Below are 24,071 nucleotides of genomic sequence, written 5' to 3'. Positions count from 1 at the left end.
TCGCTAATTACGCAGCTGCAACTTCAGCAACTTCTGCAGTCTCTTCACTTGCTGATTTAACAAGCTCAGTAATCACAGAGTTACGGCCTTCTAATACAGCATCCGCAATACCACGAGCATACAAGCGAATTGCACGGCTTGAGTCATCGTTTCCTGGAATCACAAAAGCTACGCCATCTGGTGAGTTGTTTGTATCAACAATACCAATCACTGGAATGCCTAATTTAGCAGCTTCAGTAATCGCACCGCTTTCATGACCAACGTCAATGATGAAAATAGCGTCTGGCAAACCGCCCATTTCTTTAATACCACCGATTGAACGCTCTAATTTTTCAATTTCACGCTTGTAACCTAAAGCTTCTTTTTTACCGAATTTTTCTAAGCTACCATCTTCTAACATCACTTCAAAGTCATGAAGGCGTTTGATAGATTGTTTAACTGTTTTAAAGTTAGTTAACATACCGCCCAACCAACGGTGATTCACATAAGCGCAACCAGCACGGCTAGCTTCTTCTTTAACGATATCACGCGCTTGACGCTTTGTACCAACGAATAAGATACGACCTTTGTTTGCAGCCAATGTACGCACGTGTTTAAGCGCGTCTTCAAACATTGGTAATGTTTTTTCAAGGTTTACAATATGGATTTTGTTACGATCACCGAAAATGAACGGCGCCATTTTTGGATTCCAGTAACGAGTTTGATGGCCAAAGTGAACACCGGCTTCTAACATATCACGCATAGTGACTGACATAATAATTCTCTTTTCAAAAGGGTTATATATTCACACAACTCCAAAAACACCTTAATTAACAAGCGATTACTGAAAAGCAACCGTTATATTTGAGGCACCCTTGATTGGGTTGTATGTAAATTTTAAAACTGCATTTCAAACAATACATTTTTACAAATGTATTTCTGCCAAATTGCAGAGGCGAAATAATACCACTAAGCATATGAGTTTACTAGCTTATTCCTTCACTTTCTTCAACGTGAATCAGACTGAACCTAATTAACCTGAATTTCGTGAGCGGCATTTTAGTTAAAAATACAGCAATCGCAAGGTAAACACTATTTTTACAGTTCTTTTTATCACATATAAAATTGCTTGACTAGCGTATGTTACGTAGTTACTGAAGGAGATTGTAAATGACATCAACACCCCAAGAGCTTGCCTCAAAAGACATCAACACTTGGATTAGCTTTATTCGGAACGCAGAAATTCCTGTTCTTAAGCATACTGCACGAGAAGTCGCACGCTTAAAAGAAGATGAGGATAATTTAAGCGCGCGCGCCATTTCTACCGCGGTTCTGAATGATCCTATGATGGTATTTAACGTGCTCAGCTTTTCCCAAAATCATAGAGGCAAGAAACAGCTGCAAGATTTAGTTCAGGCTGACCAAGCTATATTAATGATGGGAACAACATCATTTTTCACATACCTATCGCCAAAAATTTTAGTTGAAGACATGTTAAAGACTAACCTTCCAGCTTTAATGCACTTACTTAAACTAGTGCGTCGCGCGCATCAAGCCGCTCGTTACGCTGCGGACTGGGCTACGCACCTAGCTGACTTGCATGCCGAAGAGGTGCGTACTGCAGCACTATTACATGACTTATCTGAAATGCTGATGTGGTGCTTCGCACCAGATAAAATGAATGCAATATATGCCATGCAACAAGCCGATAAATCGCTACGCAGTGCAGCGGCACAAGAAGAGGTGCTAGGCTTTAAATTAATCGACTTACAAAAAGAATTAGTTGAAGCATTCCAATTACCCCCCCTTCTCTCCAAGCTTATGCAGGATAATGCATCAGGTGAACAGCGCGTGCGCAATGTCACACTAGCTGTGAATCTTGCACGCCACTCTGCTAATGGCTGGGATGATGCAGCTTTACCAGATGATTACCGTGATATTGCCGAACTTTTACGCATGGATATTGCCAGAGTGATGAGGATTGTTGGAACACCTGCCACTGCAGCGTCAAACATTCCGTAGACATTAGCTAGAAATTAAAATTATGAATAATTGCTATGCTAAAATAAGCTTAATATTCACAAGTTAGCAAGTTCATGGCAATCTCAATCAAAAATCAGCAAGACATCGAAAAAATGCGCATCGCAGGCAAACTTGCCTCAGAAGTGCTTGATTTCATTACCCCTCACGTTGTACATGGCGTAACAACAGACCAGTTAGATAAACTTTGTCACGATTACATTGTTGATGTGCAACAGGCCATACCAGCACCGCTTAATTATGCACCTGATGGACATAGACCTTACCCTAAATCGATTTGCACTTCGATTAACCAACAAATATGTCATGGCGTGCCTAGCGATAAAGCACTTAAGAATGGCGACATTGTCAATATTGACATTACCGTCATTAAAGACGGCTATCACGGCGACACCAGTCGCATGTTTTATGTGGGTGAAGTCACTAACCAAGCCAAGCGCTTATGTGAAATCACTTACCAAGCTATGTGGCTAGGTATTAGCAAAGTTAAACCTGGTGCAACATTAGGTGACATCGGATTTGCCATTCAAACGTTTGCCGAGAAAAGTGGCTATAGCGTAGTACGTGAATTTTGCGGCCACGGAATCGGCAAGGTCTTTCATGAAGATCCTCAAGTGCTGCATTACGGCAAGCCAGGCATGGGTGTAGTACTTAAAACAGGCATGATGTTTACGATTGAGCCAATGATTAATGCCGGCAAGCGTGACATTAAGCACATGCCAGATGGCTGGACTATCGTCACTAAAGACCGCAGCTTATCTGCACAATGGGAACATACGATTTTGGTCACGGAAACAGGCTATGAAGTGATGACTTTATCTAGCGGCTCACCAGCAACCCCAGAGTTTGTGCAAAAACTAGAGTCTTCACAAAAGCCAATCTAACAAAATGCTGTTGGAAGATCAGAAGAGTCAAGTAAATAAGGGGAATGCGCCTGAAAAGAGCAATATTGCCACCCTTCGGCATTATTTGAAAGACGGCTTTCTCGCGTTAAAAACTGACTTCTTAAAAGCGCCTAATAACACTCGTCTCTTTAAGCAACACTGCAAGTTGATTGATCGATTGCTCGTCAACATATGGGAGCAAGCAAACCTAGATAAACGTTGCTGCTTGATTGCTGTGGGGGGGTATGGTCGTGGTGAGCTTTATCCTTACTCTGACATTGACTTACTGATATTAATACCCGAGTCGGATGACCTGCAAGCTAATGCTAACATCAATGCCAAACTTGAAGCACTAGTAGGTTTACTGTGGGATATTGGCTTAAATGTTGGTCATAGCGTACGCAGTTTAAGCGAATGTATCCACGAAGCAAAAAAAGATATTACGGTCCAAACCAACTTAATCGAATCTCGCTTAATTACTGGGGAAGCTAAGTTCTACCAGGAGTTTTTAGATGAAATTAATCACACCCTCAGTAATCCAGCAGCAATAGCTAGTTTCTTTGTAGCTAAGCTAAAAGAGCAAAACAATCGCCATGCGAAATTTAACGATACTGCCTACAATTTAGAGCCTAATATTAAAGAAAGTCCTGGCGGATTACGCGACCTACACATGATATTGTGGATTGCACAAAGTTTGAACATGGCTAGTGCACGCCCATCAGCGGCCAATAACATTTGGACGCTGCTCACCAAACAAAATGTTATTTCAGCACTCGAAGCCAGACAAATCCAGCAACATCAAAGCAACTTGCAATTACTACGCATACGCTTGCATTTCATCAGTAAACGTCGTGAAGATCGCTTATTGTTTGACTTCCAGAACGAATTGGCGGATTCGTTAGGCTACGTTAATACACCTCGCAAACGTGCCAGTGAGCAGTTAATGCAAAGTTATTATCGCAGCGTAAAATTTGTTAGCTTGATGAATGAAATTTTGCTTAAGTCTTTTCAGCAAATGATTGCTATTAATCCGCCAATCATAAAATCAATTAATACGCACTTTGAGTCGCATGACCAATTACTTGAAGCTAAAACGGCCGGGTTACTGCAACAACATCCTTCAGCAATTTTCGAAGCATTTCTCTTGTTGCAACAACATCCAGAGCTCGATGGAATGGGCGCAACACTATTGCGCAACATGCAAAGAGTTAAGCGCTTAGTTAACCGTGATTTCAGGCAAAATTCTGCCAATAAAAAACTATTCATTGAGATTATCTCGCAGCCAAGCGGCGTCAATCATGCACTTCGCGCTATGAATCGTTATGGTATTTTAGGTAGTTATATTCCAGCATTCGGCAAAATTATTGGTCAAATGCAGCATGATTTATTCCATGTATACACCGTAGATGAGCATATCCTAAATGTACTGGCTAATCTGCGCCGCTTTGCAAAGCCTGAGCTTAAACATGAATTTCCATTGTGCAGTAGATTATTTGCAGAGTTTGACGCACCACATTTATTATATTTAGCGGCTCTATTCCATGATATTGCAAAAGGTCGTGGCGGCGATCACTCAACACTTGGCACGGTAGACGCGACTAAATTTTGCAAGCTTCACGGGCTTTCTAAAGCAGACAGCGCATTTGTTGCATGGCTGGTAGCCGCACATTTACAAATGTCCTCTACCGCTCAAAAATCAGACTTATCAGATCCCAGTGTGATCGAAACATTCTCACGCTTTGTTCAAAATGAGCGTCGATTAGTAGCACTGTATTTACTTACCGTTGCTGATATTCGAGGCACAAGCCCATTAGTATGGAACGCATGGAAAGCAAGGCTGCTAGAAAGTCTATTCAACGCCACCAAGCATGCTTTAACCAACCAATTGCTTTACGTTCAACAAGCCATTGCAACACGTAAGTCAGAGGCTGCAGAGCGACTCAATAAATTTGGCTTAAGTAAGCACTCTTATGAGCATTTATGGGAAAAGTTCGGCTCTAATTATTTTATTCGCCATGAAAGCGATGAAATCGCTTGGCACAGTCGCCTTCTAACACCTCATCTAAATACGACACAAGCAATTGTTCGCGCTCGATTAAGTCCCAGTGGTGATGGCATTCAAGTCATGATTTACAGCAAAGATCAAAACGACCTATTCGCAAGAATATGTAACTTTTTTGATCGCATGGGCTATAACATTGTTGAAGCCAAAATTTACACCACTGATCACGCCTACGCTCTAGATAGCTTTATTGTTTTAGATCAATCAGGTAAGTCTGTAAGCTACAGTGGATTATTAAAGTTTATTGAAGTAGAACTTACGCAGAAACTTGATAAAACTCAACCACTAGAGTCACCACTCAAAGGCCGTATCAGCCGCCAAGTAAAACATATGCCTATTTTGGCGCAAGTCACTATTACACAGGAAGCTGACAATAATAATCATAAACTAGAAATCATTGCCAACGACCGTCCCGGTCTACTGGCGAGTTTGGCGCATCAGCTTTTAGTACTTGAGGTTGAACTACATAATGCAAAAATTAACACCCTAGGCAATCGTGCTGAAGACACCTTCTTAATATCCGCAAATAAAGGCCAAAAACTTGATGCCCTTCGCATCATCGCACTGAAAGAAGCTATTATTTCAGAGATTTAATTTTGAGTAACTAATTACCCCTGCCCGCCAAACCAAACATTTAAGCAATAAAAAAGCCTTGAATCATCAAGGCTTTTTTATTTAACAAACTCTCAACTACAATTATGAGTGTTTGTAGTGTTTTTTCAATTGTTTAGTTACTTCCCAGTTTGATTTCAAACCTTTTGGAAACACAACAAAGTCACCTGCTTTAACTACAACAGTTTCGCCGCCAACTGGAGTAACGCGAATTTCACCTTCAAGCAAGTAAGCGCTTTCAGTTGCAGAATCAAAATTCAATGGAAATTTAGATGGTGCGCAATCCCAGATAGACCAGCTAGAAACACCTAGTTCTTTTAATTTAGCTTCAGATGGGTTATGGTCAATGATGATTTGAGTCATTTTTTAAGTCCTATATAAAATGGTTTGATTTAAAAACAAATGCCGCAAGAGGCGGCATTAAAAAATTTGGCGAAAACTACTATTCAACGCCTCCTAAATTGCAACAAAATGCATTTGTCACGACTGTATCTCACAATTATAACAACCAACACAATTATCGTCAAAACTAATAAAAGTTAAATTGGCTTTAATTTTTAATAAAATATTCAATACACTATCGCCATATAACTCTCCTTTATTTTTTATGTATCAACAGAATTTAAAAAGGTAATTTAACGCGATATTTTATTGAGATTATTCTTAAGGCGGTTGTAAAAGCAATAGCGACTAGCGTACTAGGAAGTTCATCTATACCAAAATATAGGCAAATTAAGAATACCGCACTACCAAGCGCGGCGCATGTCGCATAAAGCTCGTTGCGACGGAAAACATTGGGGATTTCGTTGCAAATAATATCGCGAATAATCCCACCAAATACGCCCGTGACTACGCCAAGTAAAATCGAGATATAAAAATCACAGCCTACTTGGTGAGCCATACTGGCGCCTACTGTACTAAATAAGCCAAGACCAAGTGCATCTAATGTGACAAAAACTTTGGTAATAATTGAATTTTCGTAAAACACGGCAGATAGTGGCGCAGCGGCTATTGCAAAACCTAGTAGCATTAAAGCGTAGCCCGAGTGTTGCACCCAATACAATGGGTAATGCCCAATCATAAGATCACGCACGGTGCCGCCACCAAAGGCGGTAATCATGCTTACGGTATAAACGCCGATAAGATCCATACCTTTTTTGCGTGCTTCTATAATGCCTGTAAATGCAAAGGCTAGTACACCAAACAGTTCGACCAAGGCTAGCGCATGGATTTGAGAAAAAATCACTTAGTATTCGTTAGGTGTTTGAAGCTGCATCAGCATTGCGATGGAGTGGATGAATAAACACTGGTACTGCTTTAGCTGCAAGTGGTTTGCGACCACGAATATGGTCTGATATCTTTTCAGCTATCATAATGGTAGGTGCGTTCAGGTTGCCAGTGACAATTTCAGGCATGATAGATGCATCAACCACACGCAAGCCTTGTAGACCATGCACACGACCTTCTGAATCCACTACAGCCATTTCATCATAGCCCATCGCGCATGAGCAGGATGGGTGATACGCCGTTTCACCGTGTTGACGGACGAATGCATCAATTTCGGCATCGGTCTGCACGGCTTCGCCTGGTGAGATTTCTCGCCCTACATAAGGCGCTAATGCGGCTTGTTTCATGATGTTGCGCGTGATGCGTACACCTGCACGAAACTCTCGCTTATCTTGTTCGGTAGACATGTAATTAAACAAGATACTTGGGTACTCCAGAGGATCTTTCGAGCGTATATGTACGTGCCCACGGCTAGGAGAGCGCATGGAACCCATGTGTGCCTGAAAACTATGCACCTTAATCGGATTGCTGCCATCGTAATTAATCGCCACTGGCAGAAAGTGATATTGAATATTCGGCCAAGTAAAACTGTCGTCACTGCGAATAAAACCACCTGCTTCAAACTGATTGCTTGCGCCGATACCAGTGCCAAAAAATAGCCATTCGGCACCAATTAAGGGCTTATTGTAAAGTTTTAAGGCTGGCGCTAATGACACTGGCTGTTTGCATTCGTATTGTTGGTAAATTTCCATGTGGTCTTGCAAATTTGCACCAACTCCGGGCAAATCATGCACCAAAGGAATATCTAAATCACGCAACAAAGCTGCTGGACCAACACCTGAGCGCTGCAATATGGGTGGCGAGGCGATGGCGCCAGCACATAACAACACTTCGCGTTTTGCATTGGCTTGTTGTGGCTTGCCATCACGCAAGTAAGCTACCCCAGTTGCACGCTTGCCAGTAAACAAAATACGATCAGTCAGCGCATGCGTAATAATGGTAAGGTTTTTACGGTCGAGTGTTTGGTCTAAATAGCCGCGTGCAGTGCTAGAGCGCCTACCTTGTGGTGTGGTTGTGCGATCCATAGGGCCAAAGCCTTCTTGCTGATAGCCGTTTAGGTCTTCTGTGCGAGGATATCCCGCTTGCACACCAGCTTCCACCATAGCCGCATAAAGCACATTGTTACCGGGTTTTGGTGTGGTGACACTGACGGGGCCGTTACCACCATGATAATCATTTGGGCCAATATCTCTTGTTTCAGCCTTCTTAAAATACGGTAGGCAATTGAAATAAGACCAATTTTCCAAGCCCTTACGCTTCGCCCACCCATCATAATCTAAAGCGTTTCCGCGGATATAGCACATGCCATTAATCAAGGATGAACCGCCTAAGCCTTTACCGCGACCACATGAAATTCGCCGATTATCCATATGCGGCTCTGGTTCAGTTTCATAAGCCCAGTTATAACGACGGCCTTGTAATGGGTAAGCTAAGGCTGCTGGCATTTGCGTGCGAAAATCTAAACGATAGTCAGGCCCACCTGCTTCTAGCAAGAGTACCGTTACATCTGCATCTTCAGTCAGGCGCGTGGCCAAAACGTTACCCGCAGAGCCTGCCCCGATAATGATGTAATCGAATTCTGAATTTTTACTCATGACTTTCCTTAAAGACAGTACTTTCAATCAATCAACTTGTACTCAACCACTAAAACACAGACGTATAGTTACCCAACTCAACTTGAATAGATTTGACTCGCGTATAGTTTTGTAGCGTCATTAAGCCATTTTCGCGCCCTACTCCCGACTGTTTATAGCCGCCAACTGGCATTTCAGCAGGCGACTCTCCCCATGTATTAATCCAGCAAATACCTGCTTGAAGCTGATGAATTACGCGGTGGGCACGACTGATATTTTCTGTAATCAAGCCTGCTGCAAGGCCGTAGTCAGTATCATTAGCGCGGCGGATCACTTCGTCTTCATTGTCATAAATGAGGATGCTCATCACTGGACCAAAGATTTCTTCACGTACAATCGTCATATCATCCGTGCAATCGATAAACACGGTTGGTTGTAAATAAGCGCCATTGGCATAATCGCCAGTAAGCTCACGCTTTCCGCCAGCTATTAAGCGCGCACCCTCTTTGATACCTAAGTCAATATAACGCAGCACATTCTGCATGTGAGACTGGCTAACCAATGGACCAAAATTAGTATTGTCATCTTGCGGGTCACCAAGGCGGATGCGTGCTACGCGTTCAACAATTTTTTGCTCGAACTCTTTTATATTAGAGCGATGTACAAACACGCGAGTGCCATTGGTACACACTTGGCCAGAACTATAGAAGTTCGCCATCATTGCTACGTCGGCGGCTTTATCCATATTGGCATCTGAGAAAATAATCAAAGGTGACTTTCCACCAAGCTCCATCGTCACATCTTTTAATGTTGAGCTTGAAGCACTCGCCATCACTTTTTTACCTGTTACAGTACCACCAGTGAATGATATCTTCTCGATACCGGCATGTGCGGTTAACCAAGCACCCACTTCGCCACCGCTACCATTAAGCACATTAAAAACACCATCTGGCAAACCTGCTTCAGTATAAATTTCAGCTAGTTTCAATGTACTCAGCGGTGTGACTTCGCTGGGTTTGAAAATCATTGCATTGCCAGCGGCTAGAGCTGGGGCTGACTTCCACAAAGCGATTTGAATGGGGTAATTCCATGCCCCAATGCCAGCAACCACGCCTAGCGGCTCTCTACGGGTATAAGCAAAAGCGCTTTCACGTAATGGGATTTGCTGGCCTTCAAGTGCCGGAACTAATCCAGCGTAATATTCAAGCACATCTGCACCAGTGACGATATCGACATAGCGCGTTTCAGAAACTGGTTTGCCAGTGTCTAAAGTTTCCAATTCGGCCAGCTCATCATTACGCGCACGTAAAATTTCTACTGCTCGTCGCAAAATACGCGAACGCTGCATAGCAGTCATCGCAGCCCAAACACGCTGGCCTTGATTAGCACTGGCAACGGCTAAATCGACATCGGCTTCAGAGGCGACTTGTACATCAGCCAAAACCTCACCGTTGGCAGGATTAATCGTCTGGAATGTTTTGCCACTCGTTGCGTTTATACGCTTACCACCTATATAGAGTTGTTGTAATTCGAAACGTGACAAAATGGTTCTCCAAACTATAATTAATGATTATTGGGCAATAGTAAAAGCCTAAAGAACTCAGCGCCACTTAAATTACGACTTAAAGTTAGTCAAATCCGACTATGCTAAATAAATTAAAAAGGACGCGGTAGCGTCCTTTTTAATTTCAATATTTATTTATCTTCTATATAACCAGTTATTACCAGCTACGTTTAATATAGAACGTAATCTTACTGTCATTGATGACTTTGCCATTATCATCTGTGTAATAAGATGTTTTATGATCACTTCCATCGGTAACACTAGATACTCCTGCGCACTCTTCCACATCAAACGTGTCAGTATAGTTAGCTCCTGCAGTGAATCCGTCAAGCGGTTTTCCACCCGTTGGCAAAGAGAAATTTCTACTTATCCCAATTAAGAAATCTTTTTGATTTAAACAAATATCACTAGAACGTTGATAACCTACTTTGGCGGCAAAATTTAAACCCGCAAATGGCAACTCATGATTATATTTTACCTCATGATATTCAACACCACTTGTATCGGCTGCAGCTTCTGCGGGATTTGGGAATCGACCTGCAGCTGCAGCTGTTCTTGTGTTTCCAATACCATACCAATCGGTAAATGCATGGTAAAACGTATAGGTGAACCCATAAGCAGCTATATTTAAATTACCTTCGAAAGTGTCTTGATTTCTATTATGGTAAGACTTCTCACCTTCTGGATACCACACATAGTTACCACCAATACCCAGTGTAACGGGACCAAATGCATGTGTGTAACCTCCGTACCAGTCAGTTTCCACATGGTTACCAGAACCTAATGGATTTCCACTTGGATCGACGTTGGTAACAGTTCCGGCACCCCCTAGAGTCAATGGGTCAGTAGTCGAAAACCAAGCACCTAAGTAGAAACCACTGCTGTGCGCCCAATCAACACCTCCTTGCAAGGCAGGACCATCACCCCAGTCATTACCACGGCTGATGTAATTAGAATATACCCCAAGGTTATATGTAAGTGTATATGGTGGTGCCGCTTCGGCTGGAGCAGCCGTGACCACATCTTCTGCAGACGCATATACGCAGCTTAATAAAATTGGTGCTGCGCAAAGTGCGCTCACCACGTGACGATTTGTAATCCAACTCAGCGCTTTCATTTGACTCTCCCAAAATATTCAAAAGATAAAACCAAACTGACTATTTATTATATTCAATTATGCAATTTCATTATCAAAGAATACTTCAGAAAAAAATTAGTAATTACGACATTAACCATAGCAAAAACGCCGAGCTGGTTTTTTTATATCAGGATTGGAAATATAATCAATTCAATTATGTTAAGTCTTTAAATGCAATCGAATCTTAGCTGATGTTGAGATTTTGTCATGATGCTTTTCCGTAGAAAATAATATCTATAATTATTATTTCAAAATATTATTTTCAGGACTATTATTGTCTAAAGCTTAAGAAAAATGTGGGATTGAAATAAAGTATACAAATTGTTAAACATTCATTGTGAGTCATCGTGATTGGGGTCGTATGTCTTGTAAAGAAATGTCACAGGTCAGGCATGTTGGGTTCTTGACCCTCAATAATTTCTCTATGATTGCATTTTCGAATGCGATTGAAATTCTTCGCATGGCGAATTACCTGCTTGGCCAAGAAGTGTATCAGTGGTCAGTCATCACACCAGACGGTTTACCTGTTGAGGCAAGTAATGGTTTATCTTTTGCCAAAACCACCATGCTAGATAAAATTGCCATGCCAGACATGTTGCTGGTTTGTGGTGGTGTGGATGTACAAACCGCCGTCAATTCAAGCGTTATCAAGTTAATCACCCAAGCTGGCAAGCAAAATGTATGGTTAGGCAGCTTATGTACTGGTAGTTACGCGCTGGCAAAAGCTGGTGTGCTAGATGGCTATAAATGCACGATTCATTGGGAGAACATGGCGAGCCTGCGTGAGAAGTTTCCATACATCACCTTTATGGAAGAGCTTTTCGTGATTGACCGTGACCGCTGTACATGCGCCGGTGGAACAGCCCCAATAGATTTAATGCTTGCCTTTGTTTTTGCACGATTTGGCAAAAATCTAGTCGCCGAAATTTCAGACCAATTCATGGTGGTGCGTGCACGAGACAGTAAAGATCAGCAGCATATTCCGGTTGCTGCCCGTGTTGGATATAGTCATAAAGCCTTGGTTGAAGTGTCTGCATTAATGGAAGCCAATATTGAAGAACCATTACCGCTGGATGAGCTGGCACGATTGGCAGGATTATCTCAGCGCCATTTACAGCGTATGTTTAACCACACGCTTAATATGAGCCCGATGCATTATTATTTAAATCTTAGGTTAAGGCGTGCTAGATCGTTGCTTTTACAAACTGAGATGTCCATTATGAGCATTACTGTCGCCTGTGGGTTTCAGTCTTCATGCCATTTCAGCAAATCATACCGCACGCTGTTTGGCTACTCGCCAAGCAAAGAAAGACGCAAGAACCAACATACACCTGCCATACACTCACTTACCAGCAACACCAATATGCATTTAAGCCATACATAAAATGACTTTTCACGCATCGTGATTCACATGTCGTGATTAAACAAGATTCTGTCGTAATTCTTTATTTAACTGTTGACTACTCGCTATATTTTACTACTTGTAACAGAACTTTCTTATTAGTGAGAGTTTTAGTGCGATAACTAGTGTGGTTTCACCATGCTGTCTTCTTTGGGTACTATCAATATTACGTAGGAGTTAAAATGAATCACTTTGCAAAATCAGTTTTAATCGCCGCACTATTCCCTCTCGCCTTTACTGCCTGTGGCAAAAAGGAAAGTGAAGTTTCCGCTCCTGCAGCCACGGCAGAAGCGCCGAGTACTGGCGAAGCCGCCAGTTGTAGCGCTGTAAAATTTGCTGATATTGGCTGGACTGACATTACCGCAACCACCGCACTCTCCTCTGTTGTTTTAGAAGGTTTAGGTTACAAACCTGTTTCTACCATTGCTTCTGTGCCTATTGCATTTGCAGGCATCAAAAAGAGTCAGATTGACGTTTTCCTTGGTTATTGGTCTCCTTCTATGACACCTATTGTTGAGCCGTTTCTTAAAGACATTAAAGTACTTGAAAAACCTAACCTAGTTGGCGCTAAATATACTTTAGCCGTACCGACTTACGCCTATGAAGCTGGTTTAAAAAGCTTTAACGATATTGCAAAATTTAAAGACAACCTAGATGGAAAAATGTATGGCATCGAGCCAGGCAATGACGGTAATAAAATCATTGCAGATATGATCACCAAAAATGCATTTGGTCTTAAAGATTTTAAAATGGTTGAATCTAGCGAAGCTGGCATGTTGACTGAGGTCAGCCGCTCAGTAAAAAACAAAAAATGGATTGTGTTCTTAGGTTGGGCACCTCACCCAATGAATGTTCAACAAGACATCACTTACCTGAGTGGTGGTGACGATTTCTTTGGCGCTAACTACGGCGAAGCGAAAGTGTATACCGTCACGGCGTCTGATTTAGGTACGCGTTGCCCAAATGTGAATAAACTCGTCACCAATTTAGAGTTTAATCTAGATATGGAAAACCAAGTAATGCTGCCAATTATGGATAAAACAGTACCGAACGTTGCTGCAAAAGCATGGTTAACTAAGAATCCTGCTGTGTTAGATAAGTGGCTAGATGGCGTAAAAACACTAGACGGGAAACCGGGCTTAGAAGCCGTAAAAAAATATTTAGGTGTTTAATTTAAATACTTTTTTATAACTATTTGCTAAAGCAGATTTTCACACGACAATAATCTGCTTTAGCAAACTTATTCAAAGCGCGAATACAAGCTCAAACGTATTATCTTCTCGCGACAGATTGTTAATTCCCAAAAATCGCTTAACTAACAACATACTACCAACAGTTAGGTGTGCTTTTATGCAAAAAAATAAACCATTTACCACTTCAGTGATACGTGCAGGTATATGCTTTTTAGGCTTTAGTTTGGCCTATACAAGTGCTTTTGCAGAAGATGGCGAAAATGTCGAAAATGCAAATGTTGCGGTTAAATCTCCCTGGAAATTTGGCGGTGCAATTCGTGGTGCATACCAATACGTCAATTACAACAAAGATCGCAAAGGTGAGCTAGAGTTTGATACTTTGCGCGGCGAAATTGGTTACGATGATGGCTCTATTATTGGCTCTGGTCAATTGCGTTATTACCACTATTCTAAGCGACAAACAGGTGGCGATTCTGGCAATATGGTGCTCTTAAACCATTTATGGGCTGGTTACAGATTTAGTGACAAAAGCGAGTTAATTGCGGGTTTAAACTCACATCCGTTTGGACTTTATCCTTATGCGGGAAATAACTTTTTTGAATCTATGGCGTACTATGCGGGTTTTGAAGACACGCAAAGTTTAGGCATTAAATACTCACGAAAAGATGGCGCTTTTGACACACAATTGGCTTTTTATCCATCTGATGGTGGTCATGGTAGTACATCAGATACAAAAAGCAACTTCTTAGAGGATGATTCAGCCCGTTACAGCTTTCACCTCGTCAATGAGCATCAGGAAAAAAATACTGGTATTGCCCGAGTGACATATTCTATGGAACACAGCAATGACGCCAAGTCAGAATTTGGATTATCTTACCTACATGGCGAAGTCGCTAGCACCATCAATCAATCTGGACACAGAGACGCTGTTGCCGCTCACTACGCAGGGGTGTTTGGCAAAGCAGCTGTGCGCTTAATGGCCATGCAATATGACTATGATCTAAACGGCTCACCTACCACATTAGCAGTCGGTGGATTTGGCTTTTCAAACAAATTGGCTACTGAAGGTGAGATTTACGTAGCCAATGTGAGCTACAACATAGGCGGCACCATTGGACCATTTAGTGGCTTTACTGTTTACAACGAGTATAGTTCACTGATAAAACACGAAAGTAGTTTCACCGATTCTTCACAGAACGTAACAGGACTCTCTTTTGGTGCTGGCAAGGTGTGGATTTATGCTGACTATATGTTAGGCAAAAACTCGACATATATGTCTCCTGTATTTTATAACGGTATGGGTGCAGGAAAAGCAACTGACAATAATGGGCAACGCTTAAATGTGAGCGTCGGCTACTATTTCTAAATTCAAGTATTTTCAAATCAAGAGTCACTAACCATTTCAACACTTTGGTCGGTGAGCTTAACCTTATCATAAAGCCCTTTATCACTAAATTATTACGCGTTAATGATTAGGCAAATATAACTAAAACGTCACATGTCGTAAAAAGCCAAGAAACAGTCTGATGTAGCACATTAAACAAAGCGCTGAAACAGCAGAATAACGCTTAACAACTAATGTTTTAAACGATTGCCGGAGGCCGCTTGAAAAAAGATTATTCCATTTGGAAACTACTCTCACAAGGGTTAAAACATCACGAAGGATGGACGCCTGCTTGGCGCAGTCCTGAAGTTAAATCTTCGTATGACGTAGTGATTATTGGTGCAGGTGGTCATGGTTTAGCCACTGCTTACTACCTTGCTAAAGAGCATGGTATTAAAAATATTGCAGTGTTAGAAAAAGGCTATTTAGGTGGCGGCAACACTGCGCGTAACACCACCATCGTCCGCTCTAATTACCTTTGGGATGAAGCAGCCATGCTTTATGAGCACTCATTAAAACTGTGGGAAGGATTGACCGAAGACATTAACTACAACGTGATGTTTAGTCAGCGCGGTGTATTCAATCTTGGTCATACGCTGCAAGACATGCGTGATATTGAGCGCCGCGTGAACGCCAACAATCTAAATGGAATCGACGCCTTGGCGTTGAATGCGCAAGAAGTGAAAGACCGCATTCCGATGATTAATATTTCTAAGGACACGCGCTTCCCAATTATGGGCGCAAGCTTCCAACCTCGCGCTGGCGTGGCTAGACATGATGCGGTCGCTTGGGGTTTTGCCCGCGCAGCGAGTAATTATGGGGTTGATATTATCGAGAACTGCGAAGTAACAGCGATGGATATCGTCAACTCACAGATTAAAGGCCTGCAAACTAGTAAAGGTTATATTTCAACAACAAAAGTTGGCTGTGTGACAGCGGGTCATTCATCCGTGATGGCAAAAGCTGCTGGTATCCGCATGCCGCTTGAGAGTCATCCATTACAAGCCTTTGTTTCAGAATCACTCAAACCTATACTAGACACAGTAGTGATGTCTAACGCGGTGCATGGCTATGTCAGTCAATCAGATAAAGGTGAGCTTGTGATTGGCGCAGGGATTGACCATTACACCAGCTATGCTCAGCGCGGTAGCCCACATGTGATTGAGCATACTGCAGCAGCGATTATCGAGCTATTCCCAATGTTTTCTCGCGTCCGTATGAATCGCCAATGGGGCGGCATTGTTGACACTACGCCCGATGCCTGCCCAATTATCAGTAAGACTAAAGTCAAAGGTTTGTACTTTAATTGCGGCTGGGGTACAGGTGGCTTTAAGGCAACGCCAGGGTCTGGCAACGTATTTGCCCACACCATTGCACATGATGAACCACACCCGCTGAACGCCGCATTCACGCTTGACCGCTTTCATACAGGTCATTTGATTGACGAGCACGGCGCAGCCGGTGTTGCGCATTAAAGCTTAAGCTAAAAAGGAAAAATCATGTTTGTCATTAGATGCCCGCATTGTTTTGAAGCAAGAGAAGAAGAAGAATTTAGCTATGGCGGCGAAGCCTTTGTTGCGCGCCCTGAATCACCAGAAACTGAAAGCGAAGAAAATTGGGGTGATTATTTGTTTATGAAACGAAACCCAAAAGGTTGGCACTGGGAAATGTGGGGGCACAGCACGGGCTGCCGTAAGTTTTTTGTATTAAAACGTAATACCGCAAACCACACCATAGTAGGTGCTTGGACGTTAGCGGAGGCTCGTAAAATTTATGATGCAGAAGAGGCAACAGCATGAGCAACAGAATCAATCATAAAAACAGTCGCGTTGATTTAAACCGCCCACTTACCTTTACGTTTGATGGTCAAACTTATCAAGGCTTTGCAGGAGATACTCTTGCTTCAGCCCTGCTCGCTAATGGCGTAAAAGTAGTTGCTCGCAGCTTTAAGTATGGCCGTCCTCGCGGCATTATTGGTTCTGGTGCAGAAGAACCTAATGCGCTTGTGCAAATCGACGTTGGCGCACGTACCACACCAGATTTAAAAGCCACGCAAGTGGAGTTATATGATGGCTTAGTGGCTGGCCGCACCAGTGGCTGGCCGTCATTAGCATTCGACCTTAAAAGTGTAGGCGGCAAATTTTCGCGTTTTATGCCAGCAGGTTTTTACTATAAAACTTTTAAATGGCCAACTAAGCTTTGGCCGTTCTATGAAGACATTATTCGTCGCGCGGCGGGTTATGGTAAATCACCAGTTGAAGCTGATACGGAAACTTACGACCACCAACACCATCACGTAGATTTGCTTGTGGTTGGCGGTGGTGCGACGGGCTTGCTTGCCGCGCTATTGGCTGGCCGAAGTGGTTTAAAGGTTTTATTGGTTGATGATCAATCTGAGCTTGGCGGTTATTTACTCTCTATGCCGAATGTATTGATTGGTGGCGTAAGTGCAAGTACATGGTCAGCTAACATCATTAATGAATTGCAAAGCTTGTCTAACGTAACAATTCTCTCTCGCACAACGGCTTTTGCCTTGCATGATATGAACATGATTCAGGCGGTAGAACTGCTGCAGGATCATCTGCCTCATGCCGCAAGAAAAAATGCACAACGCCGCGAACGCTTGCATCGCATTCGTGCTTCTAAAGTTGTATTGGCAACGGGTGCGTTTGAGCGCCCATTGGTATTCGGCAATAACGATCTGCCAGGCATTATGACGGCATCAGCATTAACCACTTATTTAAACCGCTACGGTGTTGCTTGTGGTAAAAATGCAGTCATTATGACGAGTAATGATTTAGCCTATCAAGGCGCGGTTGACTTAGCTGTGGCTGGCATTGCAGTCACCGTGGTTGACACCAGAGAACAGATCAACCCTGAATGGGCGGCTAAAACGAATCAATTAGGCATTAAAGTGTACGTTGGTTACGGTATTAGCGAAGCGGTTGGCTCTAATGCAGTACAAGGTGTACAACTGGTTAAATTAGGTAGCTTAAAAAATGTTGTCACAGCTAAAGGCCCTTATGTACCATGCGATGTTTTAGCCAGTTCTGGCGGATTATCCCCTACCGTGCATTTGTTCTGCCACGATGGCGGACGCCCACAATGGGACGAATCACGCTTAGCTTTTGTAGTTTCAGCAAACGGCCGTGCCAAAGATGGTATTTTCTGCGTAGGTGCGATTACAGGTGTGTTTGCCTTACAGGAAGGTTTAGTCAACACACATAACACCTTAGCTGAACTTTTAACCAGCTTAGGTAAAACCATCAACAATTCAGGTTTAGTATTAGAAACCGATGAAATTTCCGTCACTCCAGCACGCCGTATATTCCATGTGCCTGATGGTAAAGATGGACACGGCGCAAAGGCGTTCGTTGATTTCCAGAATGATGTTGCAGTGACCGATATTCAATTGGCTGTACGTGAAAACTACCGTTCAATTGAGCATATCAAACGCTACACCGCACTGGGCTTTGGTACAGATCAAGGTAAGTTATCTAACGTCAATGGCTTTGCCATTGCCGCTGAAGCTTTAGGAAAAACGATTCCAGAAGTTGGCACAACCACATACCGCCCAGCTTACACACCAGTGTCATTTGGCGCTTTAGCTGGCGCACATGTCGGTGACACTTTCGAACCTCGCCGTTATACCGCAATGCAAACAACGCATGAGCAATATGGTGCGGAGTTTGAACCCGTTGGTCAATGGATGCGCCCTTGGTACTTTCCTAAACCGGGCGAAGATATTCATGCTGCGGTCAATCGTGAATGCCTAGCTACACGTAATAGCGTAGGTATGTTAGATGCTTCGACCTTAGGAAAAATTGATATCCGCGGTAAAGATGTACGTGAGTTTTTAAATCGCATCTACGCCAATGCATGGTCACAACTTGCAGTAGGTAAATGTCGTTACGGCTTGATGTTAGATGAAGCTGGCATGGTGATGGATGATGGCGTAACAGCTTGCATTTCAGACACACACTTTTTAATGACCACCACATCTGGTGGCGCAGCCCGCGTGATGACTTGGCTAGAAAAATGGCATCAAACTGAATGGCCTGAACTAGAAGTGTATATGACTTCTGTAACTGACCATTGGACAACCGCTGCTTTAGTTGGCCCAAAAAGCCGTGAAGTTTTAGCTAAACTTTGCACTGATATCGACCTATCAAAAGATGCATTCAAATTTATGGATTGGCGCGATGGCACAGTTGCGGGCGTTCCTGCACGCGTGTTCCGCATCAGCTTCTCTGGTGAGTTAGCTTATGAAGTCAACGTTGATGCCAGTTATGGTGATTACATCTGGAATGAACTCATGAAGGCAGGTAAAGAGTTTGACATTACACCATATGGTACTGAAACCATGCACGTACTACGCGCAGAAAAAGGTTTCATTATTGTTGGGCAAGATACTGATGGCTCTGTCACGCCGTTCGATTTAGACATGGCATGGGCAGTCGGTATGAAAAAACCTTATAGCTTCCTAGGGAAACGTTCACTTGCTCGATCTGATACTAGCCGTACTGACCGTAAACAATTGGTTGGCTTGCTGCCAGAAGATCCAAACGTGGTATTGAAAGAAGGTGCACAACTGATTAACTCATCAGACATTACACCGCCGGTCGCCATGCTTGGTCATGTAACATCTAGCTACCACAGCGCATTTCTTGGTCGCTCTATCGCAATGGGTTTTGTGATTGATGGCATTAAACGCCGCGATGAAGAAGGTAATAATATTGTTTACGCATGGGCCGAAGGTAAAGCCGTTAAAGTGAAAATCGTTTCATACGTGTTTGTTGATGCAGAAGGAGCCCGACATAATGCTTAGTTCAACTAATAACACCTTAGAATTCAACCCTGTTATGCAATCACCATTGCATCCATTTGGTTTAGCTGCAAAGCAAGAGAAAATCAATGACAGCAAGGGCGCTTGGGTCAATGAAATCCCACTATTAGGCTACATCAGCTTACGCGGAAATTCGCAAAATGAAACATTTGTAAATGCAGTCAAATCAGCATTAAACGTTGCGTTGCCAACAAAGCCTTGCAGCATGATATATACGACATGGGGATCAATCCTCTGGCTTTCTCCAGATGAATGGTTAATCATTTGCAAACGAGACCAGCGCGCTTCTTTGCAACAATCATTGGAAACTGGATTGACTGGCATTCATAGCCAAGTGGTTGATAATTCTGGTGGATACACCACTGTTCAGCTTAAAGGTAAAAATGCCAGCGATGTGTTGCACCACTGCACGGTATATGACTTAAACATGCTACAAGCAGGCAAGGTAGTAGGCACGACTTTCGGCAAATTAAGCTTATATTTACATCAACAAGATGATGGTTATAGCTTAGTGTTTCGTCGTAGTTTTGCAGATTACATCTGGCGTTATCTCGAACGCAGCGCCCTGCCCTATGGCTTTGGCATTGCTCAACTAAACGACGGGCAGTAACAGCATGAACTACAGCGTATTCGAAGTTTTTCGTATCGGTATAGGCCCCTCAAGCTCACACACCGTTGGGCCGATGATTGCGGTAAACCGTTTTCTTTTAGAGATTGAAAAACGCGGCCTCATTAAACAAGTCTCTGAAGTTCAAATTCACTTATTTGGCTCACTGGCACTTACTGGTAAAGGCCACGGGACTGATTATGCCGTCATCGCGGGCTTGGTTGGCGCATTACCGGACCAAGTTGACCCTGCAAGCATCATCCCGCTAGTTGAATCTATTAAGGAAACTGGCCGTTTAATGTTAATGAACACCATTGAAATTCCATTTGATTTCAATAAGCATTTGGTTTTTCATAATCATCAATCATTACCGCAACATCCTAATGGCATGATATTGCAGGCATTTTATGATGATGGAGATTCACTGCATCGCAACTCCTACTTTTCAATTGGCGGCGGCGCAGTGTTGGATGAACAAGAGATTCTCCGCACCTCAAAAACCAGTGCCATCGTTAAAGAAACACCAGCTTCTACGCCGTTCTGGTTTGATAACGCTGCAGATTTGCTGCGCATGGGAAATGAAAAGAATCTATCAATTGCCGAGATCGTGTGGGGCAATGAATTAAGATACCAAAACGCACAAGAAACACGCAGCAAGCTGCTTCGCGTTTGGGATGTCATGAATGCTAGCATCGAACGTGGACTGGTGACAGAAGGCATGTTACCAGGTGGATTAAAAGTAAAACGCCGAGCACATTTACTTTACAAACAAGCCAGCACTGTAGGTGGCAAACTATCGTCAGATTTCCAATCAATGGACATGGTAAGTGCCTTTGCTATTGCCGTGAATGAAGAAAACGCTTGTGGTGGCCGCGTTGTTACTGCGCCAACCAACGGCTCTGCTGGCGTAATACCAGCAGTGTTAAGTTACTTCACACGCTTTTGCCAACAGCAAAGAACCAAAACTGAAATAGAAGACAACATTATTAAGTTCTTACTCACCGCAGCGGGCATAGGCATGCTTTATAAAAAGAATGCCTCAATATCAGCAGCTGAAATGGGCTGCCAAGGTGAGATTGGCGTTTCCTGCTCGATGGCGGCAGCGGGTTTAGCTGCAGTACTTGGTGCCAATAATGAGCAAATTGAAAATGCTGCTGAAATCGCCATGGAGCACAATTTAGGCATGAGTTGCGACCCGATTGGTGGCTTGGTGCAAATTCCATGTATTGAGCGCAACAGCATGGGCGCAGTTAAAGCCATTAATGCGGCACGCTTGGCGATGATGCATGAAGGCGGCCACATTGTTTCATTAGATGCCGTGATTGAAACCATGCGCCAAACGGGAGTGGATATGCAATCAAAATACAAAGAAACAGCGCTTGGCGGATTAGCTATAAATGTCGTCGCTTGCTAGTCATTAATTAAGTCAATGTCCTGCCAAAATCATATCTTACTGTATTAGAAAATACACTTAGAAAGAGTCAAAATGAACCAGACTAAAGCACCGTTCTTTTCAGCATCATTGGCCGAGGCTGACCCTGCAATACAATCTGCAGTCAATGAAGAGCTGTATCGACAACAATCACAAATTGAGTTGATTGCGTCTGAAAATATAGTCTCGCGTGCGGTGCTAGAAGCGCAAGGCACAGTGCTCACCAACAAATATGCAGAAGGCTATCCTGGTAAACGCTATTACGGTGGCTGCGAGTTTGTGGATAAAGTTGAAACCTTGGCAATCGACCGACTAAAACAACTATTCGGTGCTAAGTTTGCCAATGTGCAGCCACATTCTGGTGCACAAGCCAACGGTGCAGTCATGTTAGCCATCGCAAAACCGGGCGATACTATTTTAGGCATGTCATTGGATGCTGGTGGTCACTTAACCCATGGCGCCAGACCTGCCCTTTCAGGTAAATGGTTTAATGCAGTGCAATACGGCGTTCGTCGCGAAGACTATCGTTTAGATTATGAACAAGTTGAAGCGCTAGCGAACGAGCATAAACCTAAAGTCATTATTGCTGGTTACTCAGCCTATCCGCGTGCCGTGGATTTTGCACGCTTCCGTGAAATTGCTGATAGCGTAGGCGCAACTTTGATGGTGGATATGGCGCACTTTGCTGGAATTGTCGCAGCTGGCCGTCACCAAAATCCAGTTGAACATGCGCATATCGTGACATCGACCACACACAAAACTCTACGCGGCCCTCGTGGTGGTGTGATACTGACGAACGATGAATACTTGATTAAAAAAATAAACTCTGCCGTTTTCCCAGGTCTGCAAGGTGGCCCACTCATGCATGTGATTGCTGGTAAAGCTGTTGCCTTTGGTGAAGCCCTTCAACCTGAATTCAAAACGTATATTGACCGAGTGTTGGCTAATGCAAAAGCATTGGGTGAAGTATTAGTTGCAGGTGGAGTTGACCTCGTGACAGGCGGCACAGATAACCACTTAGTCTTGGTCGATTTACGTCCTAAAGGATTGAAAGGCAACCAAGTTGAGCATGCATTAGAGCGTGCAGGTATTACTTGTAACAAAAATGGTATTCCATTTGATGACGAAAAGCCAACCGTGACTTCTGGCGTTCGTTTAGGCACACCAGCTGGTACTACACGAGGCTTTGGCGAAGCTGAATTTCGTCAGGTTGGTGAGTTAATTTTACAAGTATTCGATGGCTTGAAAAACAATCCAGACGGTGACGAAGCGACAGAAAAACGTGTGCGCAGCAAAATATTAGCGCTTTGCGAACAGTTTCCAATTTATTGATTTCAGCGCAAACGTACAGTTAAAAAGTTTATAGTTAATTGATTGATGCACAGGGGAAATTAAATGAAACATTCCACTCCTATCAATAATGAAAATAACATGAGTGATGCTAACGTAGCGACTATGAGCTATGTGCCGAGGAATTATGTTCCGCGTGATTTTTTGACGAATAACCATCTAGCCATAGAAGATGCGATTGGTTTTAATGAGTATGCTGAAGTGCTCTACGAAGCAGGCTATAAATCTGCATACCACTGGTGTGAAAAAGAGGCCAAATTAAATCATTTATCTGGTATCGCTGTTTTTGAGCATTACTTAAATCGCTTGTCTCAACGCGGCTGGGGAGTGTTTAGTTTTGAATCTGTGAATGCCGATACTGGCAATGCTGAAGTAAAACTTGAATACTCTTCTTTTGTGCTGTCACAACCTGAAAAACCTGGAAAACTCTGCAATATGTTTGCTGGTTGGTTTGCCGGCGCAATGGATTGGTGCACCACACGTAAAGGGCATTATGCCTATACCAATTGTGAAGGTATTGATTGCGCAGCCCAATACTGCTCGCAATCAAAATGCGGCGACAGCTCAGAAAGCTTCTGCATTTTCACCATCAAACCATCAGTTACAAATCTAGCAGCTGTAAATCTAGCAGTTACAAACCAAAAAGCCTGACTGGAA

Annotated in this window: 19 protein-coding genes; 13 read left to right on the top strand and 6 right to left on the bottom strand. The window is 43.1% G+C overall.

What is annotated here, in order from left to right; all coding sequences use genetic code 11:
* Window positions 1-7 precede the first annotated feature (7 nt).
* Window positions 8-754 (bottom strand): 30S ribosomal protein S2, encoded by a 747-nt coding sequence (rpsB, locus tag M301_RS06685; RefSeq protein WP_013148009.1) that lies wholly within the window; start codon window positions 752-754, stop codon window positions 8-10.
* Between the two features lie 395 nt (window positions 755-1,149).
* On the opposite strand from rpsB, the gene M301_RS06680 reads away from it, so the two are divergent.
* The 3 genes from M301_RS06680 (at window position 1,150) to M301_RS06670 (ending at window position 5,559) form a co-directional block, all read left to right on the top strand.
* Entirely contained in the window at window positions 1,150-2,001 is an 852-nt protein-coding gene (locus tag M301_RS06680; protein ID WP_013148008.1) for an HDOD domain-containing protein, read from the top strand.
* Window positions 2,002-2,075: 74 nt separating this feature from the next.
* Entirely contained in the window at window positions 2,076-2,903 is an 828-nt protein-coding gene (gene map, locus M301_RS06675) for a type I methionyl aminopeptidase (RefSeq protein ID WP_013148007.1), read from the top strand.
* A gap of 4 nt (window positions 2,904-2,907) precedes the next feature.
* Window positions 2,908-5,559, top strand: coding sequence for a [protein-PII] uridylyltransferase (locus M301_RS06670; protein WP_013148006.1), 2,652 nt, complete (start codon window positions 2,908-2,910; stop codon window positions 5,557-5,559).
* A 102-nt stretch (window positions 5,560-5,661) separates the two neighbouring features.
* Here the strand turns inward: M301_RS06670 and M301_RS06665 are convergent, their stop codons facing one another.
* The 5 genes from M301_RS06665 to M301_RS06645 all read right to left on the bottom strand — a co-directional run bounded on the left by M301_RS06665 (window position 5,662) and on the right by M301_RS06645 (window position 11,179).
* Window positions 5,662-5,940: a cupin domain-containing protein gene (locus M301_RS06665; protein WP_013148005.1), complete on the bottom strand. Its 279-nt coding sequence runs from the start codon at window positions 5,938-5,940 to the stop codon at window positions 5,662-5,664.
* Window positions 5,941-6,199: 259 nt separating this feature from the next.
* Window positions 6,200-6,823: a trimeric intracellular cation channel family protein gene (locus M301_RS06660; protein ID WP_013148004.1), complete on the bottom strand. Its 624-nt coding sequence runs from the start codon at window positions 6,821-6,823 to the stop codon at window positions 6,200-6,202.
* Window positions 6,824-6,833: 10 nt separating this feature from the next.
* A complete protein-coding gene (gene betA, locus M301_RS06655; RefSeq protein ID WP_013148003.1) occupies window positions 6,834-8,519 on the bottom strand; it encodes a choline dehydrogenase in 1,686 nt (561 codons plus the stop codon).
* Window positions 8,520-8,568: 49 nt separating this feature from the next.
* Window positions 8,569-10,041, bottom strand: a complete 1,473-nt coding sequence (gene betB, locus M301_RS06650; RefSeq protein WP_013148002.1) for a betaine-aldehyde dehydrogenase — start codon at window positions 10,039-10,041, stop codon at window positions 8,569-8,571.
* A gap of 178 nt (window positions 10,042-10,219) precedes the next feature.
* Window positions 10,220-11,179 (bottom strand): TorF family putative porin, encoded by a 960-nt coding sequence (locus M301_RS06645; protein WP_013148001.1) that lies wholly within the window; start codon window positions 11,177-11,179, stop codon window positions 10,220-10,222.
* Between the two features lie 358 nt (window positions 11,180-11,537).
* On the opposite strand from M301_RS06645, the gene M301_RS06640 reads away from it, so the two are divergent.
* The 10 genes from M301_RS06640 to M301_RS06595 all read left to right on the top strand — a co-directional run bounded on the left by M301_RS06640 (window position 11,538) and on the right by M301_RS06595 (window position 24,065).
* Window positions 11,538-12,584 carry a GlxA family transcriptional regulator gene (locus tag M301_RS06640; RefSeq protein WP_013148000.1) on the top strand — a complete coding sequence of 349 codons (1,047 nt, stop codon included), beginning with the start codon at window positions 11,538-11,540 and terminating at the stop codon, window positions 12,582-12,584.
* Between the two features lie 200 nt (window positions 12,585-12,784).
* A complete protein-coding gene (locus M301_RS06635) occupies window positions 12,785-13,774 on the top strand; it encodes a choline ABC transporter substrate-binding protein (protein ID WP_013147999.1) in 990 nt (329 codons plus the stop codon).
* Between the two features lie 178 nt (window positions 13,775-13,952).
* Entirely contained in the window at window positions 13,953-15,161 is a 1,209-nt protein-coding gene (locus M301_RS06630) for a hypothetical protein (RefSeq protein ID WP_013147998.1), read from the top strand.
* 239 nt (window positions 15,162-15,400) lie between these two features.
* On the top strand, window positions 15,401-16,654 hold the full coding sequence (locus tag M301_RS06625) for a sarcosine oxidase subunit beta family protein (protein ID WP_013147997.1): 1,254 nt from the start codon (window positions 15,401-15,403) through the stop codon (window positions 16,652-16,654).
* A gap of 24 nt (window positions 16,655-16,678) precedes the next feature.
* The gene (locus tag M301_RS06620) at window positions 16,679-16,978 is read left to right on the top strand and encodes a sarcosine oxidase subunit delta (protein ID WP_013147996.1); all 300 of its coding nucleotides are present in this window, start codon (window positions 16,679-16,681) and stop codon (window positions 16,976-16,978) included.
* Window positions 16,975-20,007: a sarcosine oxidase subunit alpha family protein gene (locus M301_RS06615; RefSeq protein WP_013147995.1), complete on the top strand. Its 3,033-nt coding sequence runs from the start codon at window positions 16,975-16,977 to the stop codon at window positions 20,005-20,007. Before M301_RS06620 ends, M301_RS06615 begins: the two co-directional genes overlap by 4 nt.
* Window positions 20,000-20,635, top strand: coding sequence for a sarcosine oxidase subunit gamma (locus tag M301_RS06610; protein WP_013147994.1), 636 nt, complete (start codon window positions 20,000-20,002; stop codon window positions 20,633-20,635). The genes M301_RS06615 and M301_RS06610 overlap by 8 nt, the downstream gene beginning before the upstream one ends.
* A 4-nt stretch (window positions 20,636-20,639) precedes the next feature.
* Complete coding sequence (locus tag M301_RS06605; RefSeq protein WP_013147993.1) at window positions 20,640-22,046, top strand: L-serine ammonia-lyase; 1,407 nt, start codon at window positions 20,640-20,642, stop codon at window positions 22,044-22,046.
* 72 nt (window positions 22,047-22,118) lie between these two features.
* A complete protein-coding gene (locus tag M301_RS06600) occupies window positions 22,119-23,396 on the top strand; it encodes a serine hydroxymethyltransferase (RefSeq protein WP_013147992.1) in 1,278 nt (425 codons plus the stop codon).
* 63 nt (window positions 23,397-23,459) lie between these two features.
* Window positions 23,460-24,065 (top strand): DUF5943 domain-containing protein, encoded by a 606-nt coding sequence (locus M301_RS06595; protein ID WP_013147991.1) that lies wholly within the window; start codon window positions 23,460-23,462, stop codon window positions 24,063-24,065.
* Window positions 24,066-24,071: the final 6 nt, after the last annotated feature.

It is taken from the genome of Methylotenera versatilis 301 (genome assembly GCF_000093025.1).
Lineage (GTDB): Bacteria > Pseudomonadota > Gammaproteobacteria > Burkholderiales > Methylophilaceae > Methylotenera > Methylotenera versatilis.
The sequence above is the reverse complement of the archived record's forward strand: the minus strand, read 5'-3'. Positions and strand labels throughout refer to the sequence as shown.

Coding starts and splice junctions, on each gene's coding strand:
- rpsB (WP_013148009.1), bottom strand. CDS start 754: ATGTCAGTCACTATGCGTGATATGTTAGAAGCCGGTGTTCACTTTGGC.
- M301_RS06680 (WP_013148008.1), top strand. CDS start 1,150: ATGACATCAACACCCCAAGAGCTTGCCTCAAAAGACATCAACACTTGG.
- map (WP_013148007.1), top strand. CDS start 2,076: ATGGCAATCTCAATCAAAAATCAGCAAGACATCGAAAAAATGCGCATC.
- M301_RS06670 (WP_013148006.1), top strand. CDS start 2,908: ATGCTGTTGGAAGATCAGAAGAGTCAAGTAAATAAGGGGAATGCGCCT.
- M301_RS06665 (WP_013148005.1), bottom strand. CDS start 5,940: ATGACTCAAATCATCATTGACCATAACCCATCTGAAGCTAAATTAAAA.
- betA (WP_013148003.1), bottom strand. CDS start 8,519: ATGAGTAAAAATTCAGAATTCGATTACATCATTATCGGGGCAGGCTCT.
- M301_RS06645 (WP_013148001.1), bottom strand. CDS start 11,179: ATGAAAGCGCTGAGTTGGATTACAAATCGTCACGTGGTGAGCGCACTT.
- M301_RS06635 (WP_013147999.1), top strand. CDS start 12,785: ATGAATCACTTTGCAAAATCAGTTTTAATCGCCGCACTATTCCCTCTC.
- M301_RS06630 (WP_013147998.1), top strand. CDS start 13,953: ATGCAAAAAAATAAACCATTTACCACTTCAGTGATACGTGCAGGTATA.
- M301_RS06620 (WP_013147996.1), top strand. CDS start 16,679: ATGTTTGTCATTAGATGCCCGCATTGTTTTGAAGCAAGAGAAGAAGAA.
- M301_RS06615 (WP_013147995.1), top strand. CDS start 16,975: ATGAGCAACAGAATCAATCATAAAAACAGTCGCGTTGATTTAAACCGC.
- M301_RS06610 (WP_013147994.1), top strand. CDS start 20,000: ATGCTTAGTTCAACTAATAACACCTTAGAATTCAACCCTGTTATGCAA.
- M301_RS06605 (WP_013147993.1), top strand. CDS start 20,640: ATGAACTACAGCGTATTCGAAGTTTTTCGTATCGGTATAGGCCCCTCA.
- M301_RS06600 (WP_013147992.1), top strand. CDS start 22,119: ATGAACCAGACTAAAGCACCGTTCTTTTCAGCATCATTGGCCGAGGCT.
- M301_RS06595 (WP_013147991.1), top strand. CDS start 23,460: ATGAAACATTCCACTCCTATCAATAATGAAAATAACATGAGTGATGCT.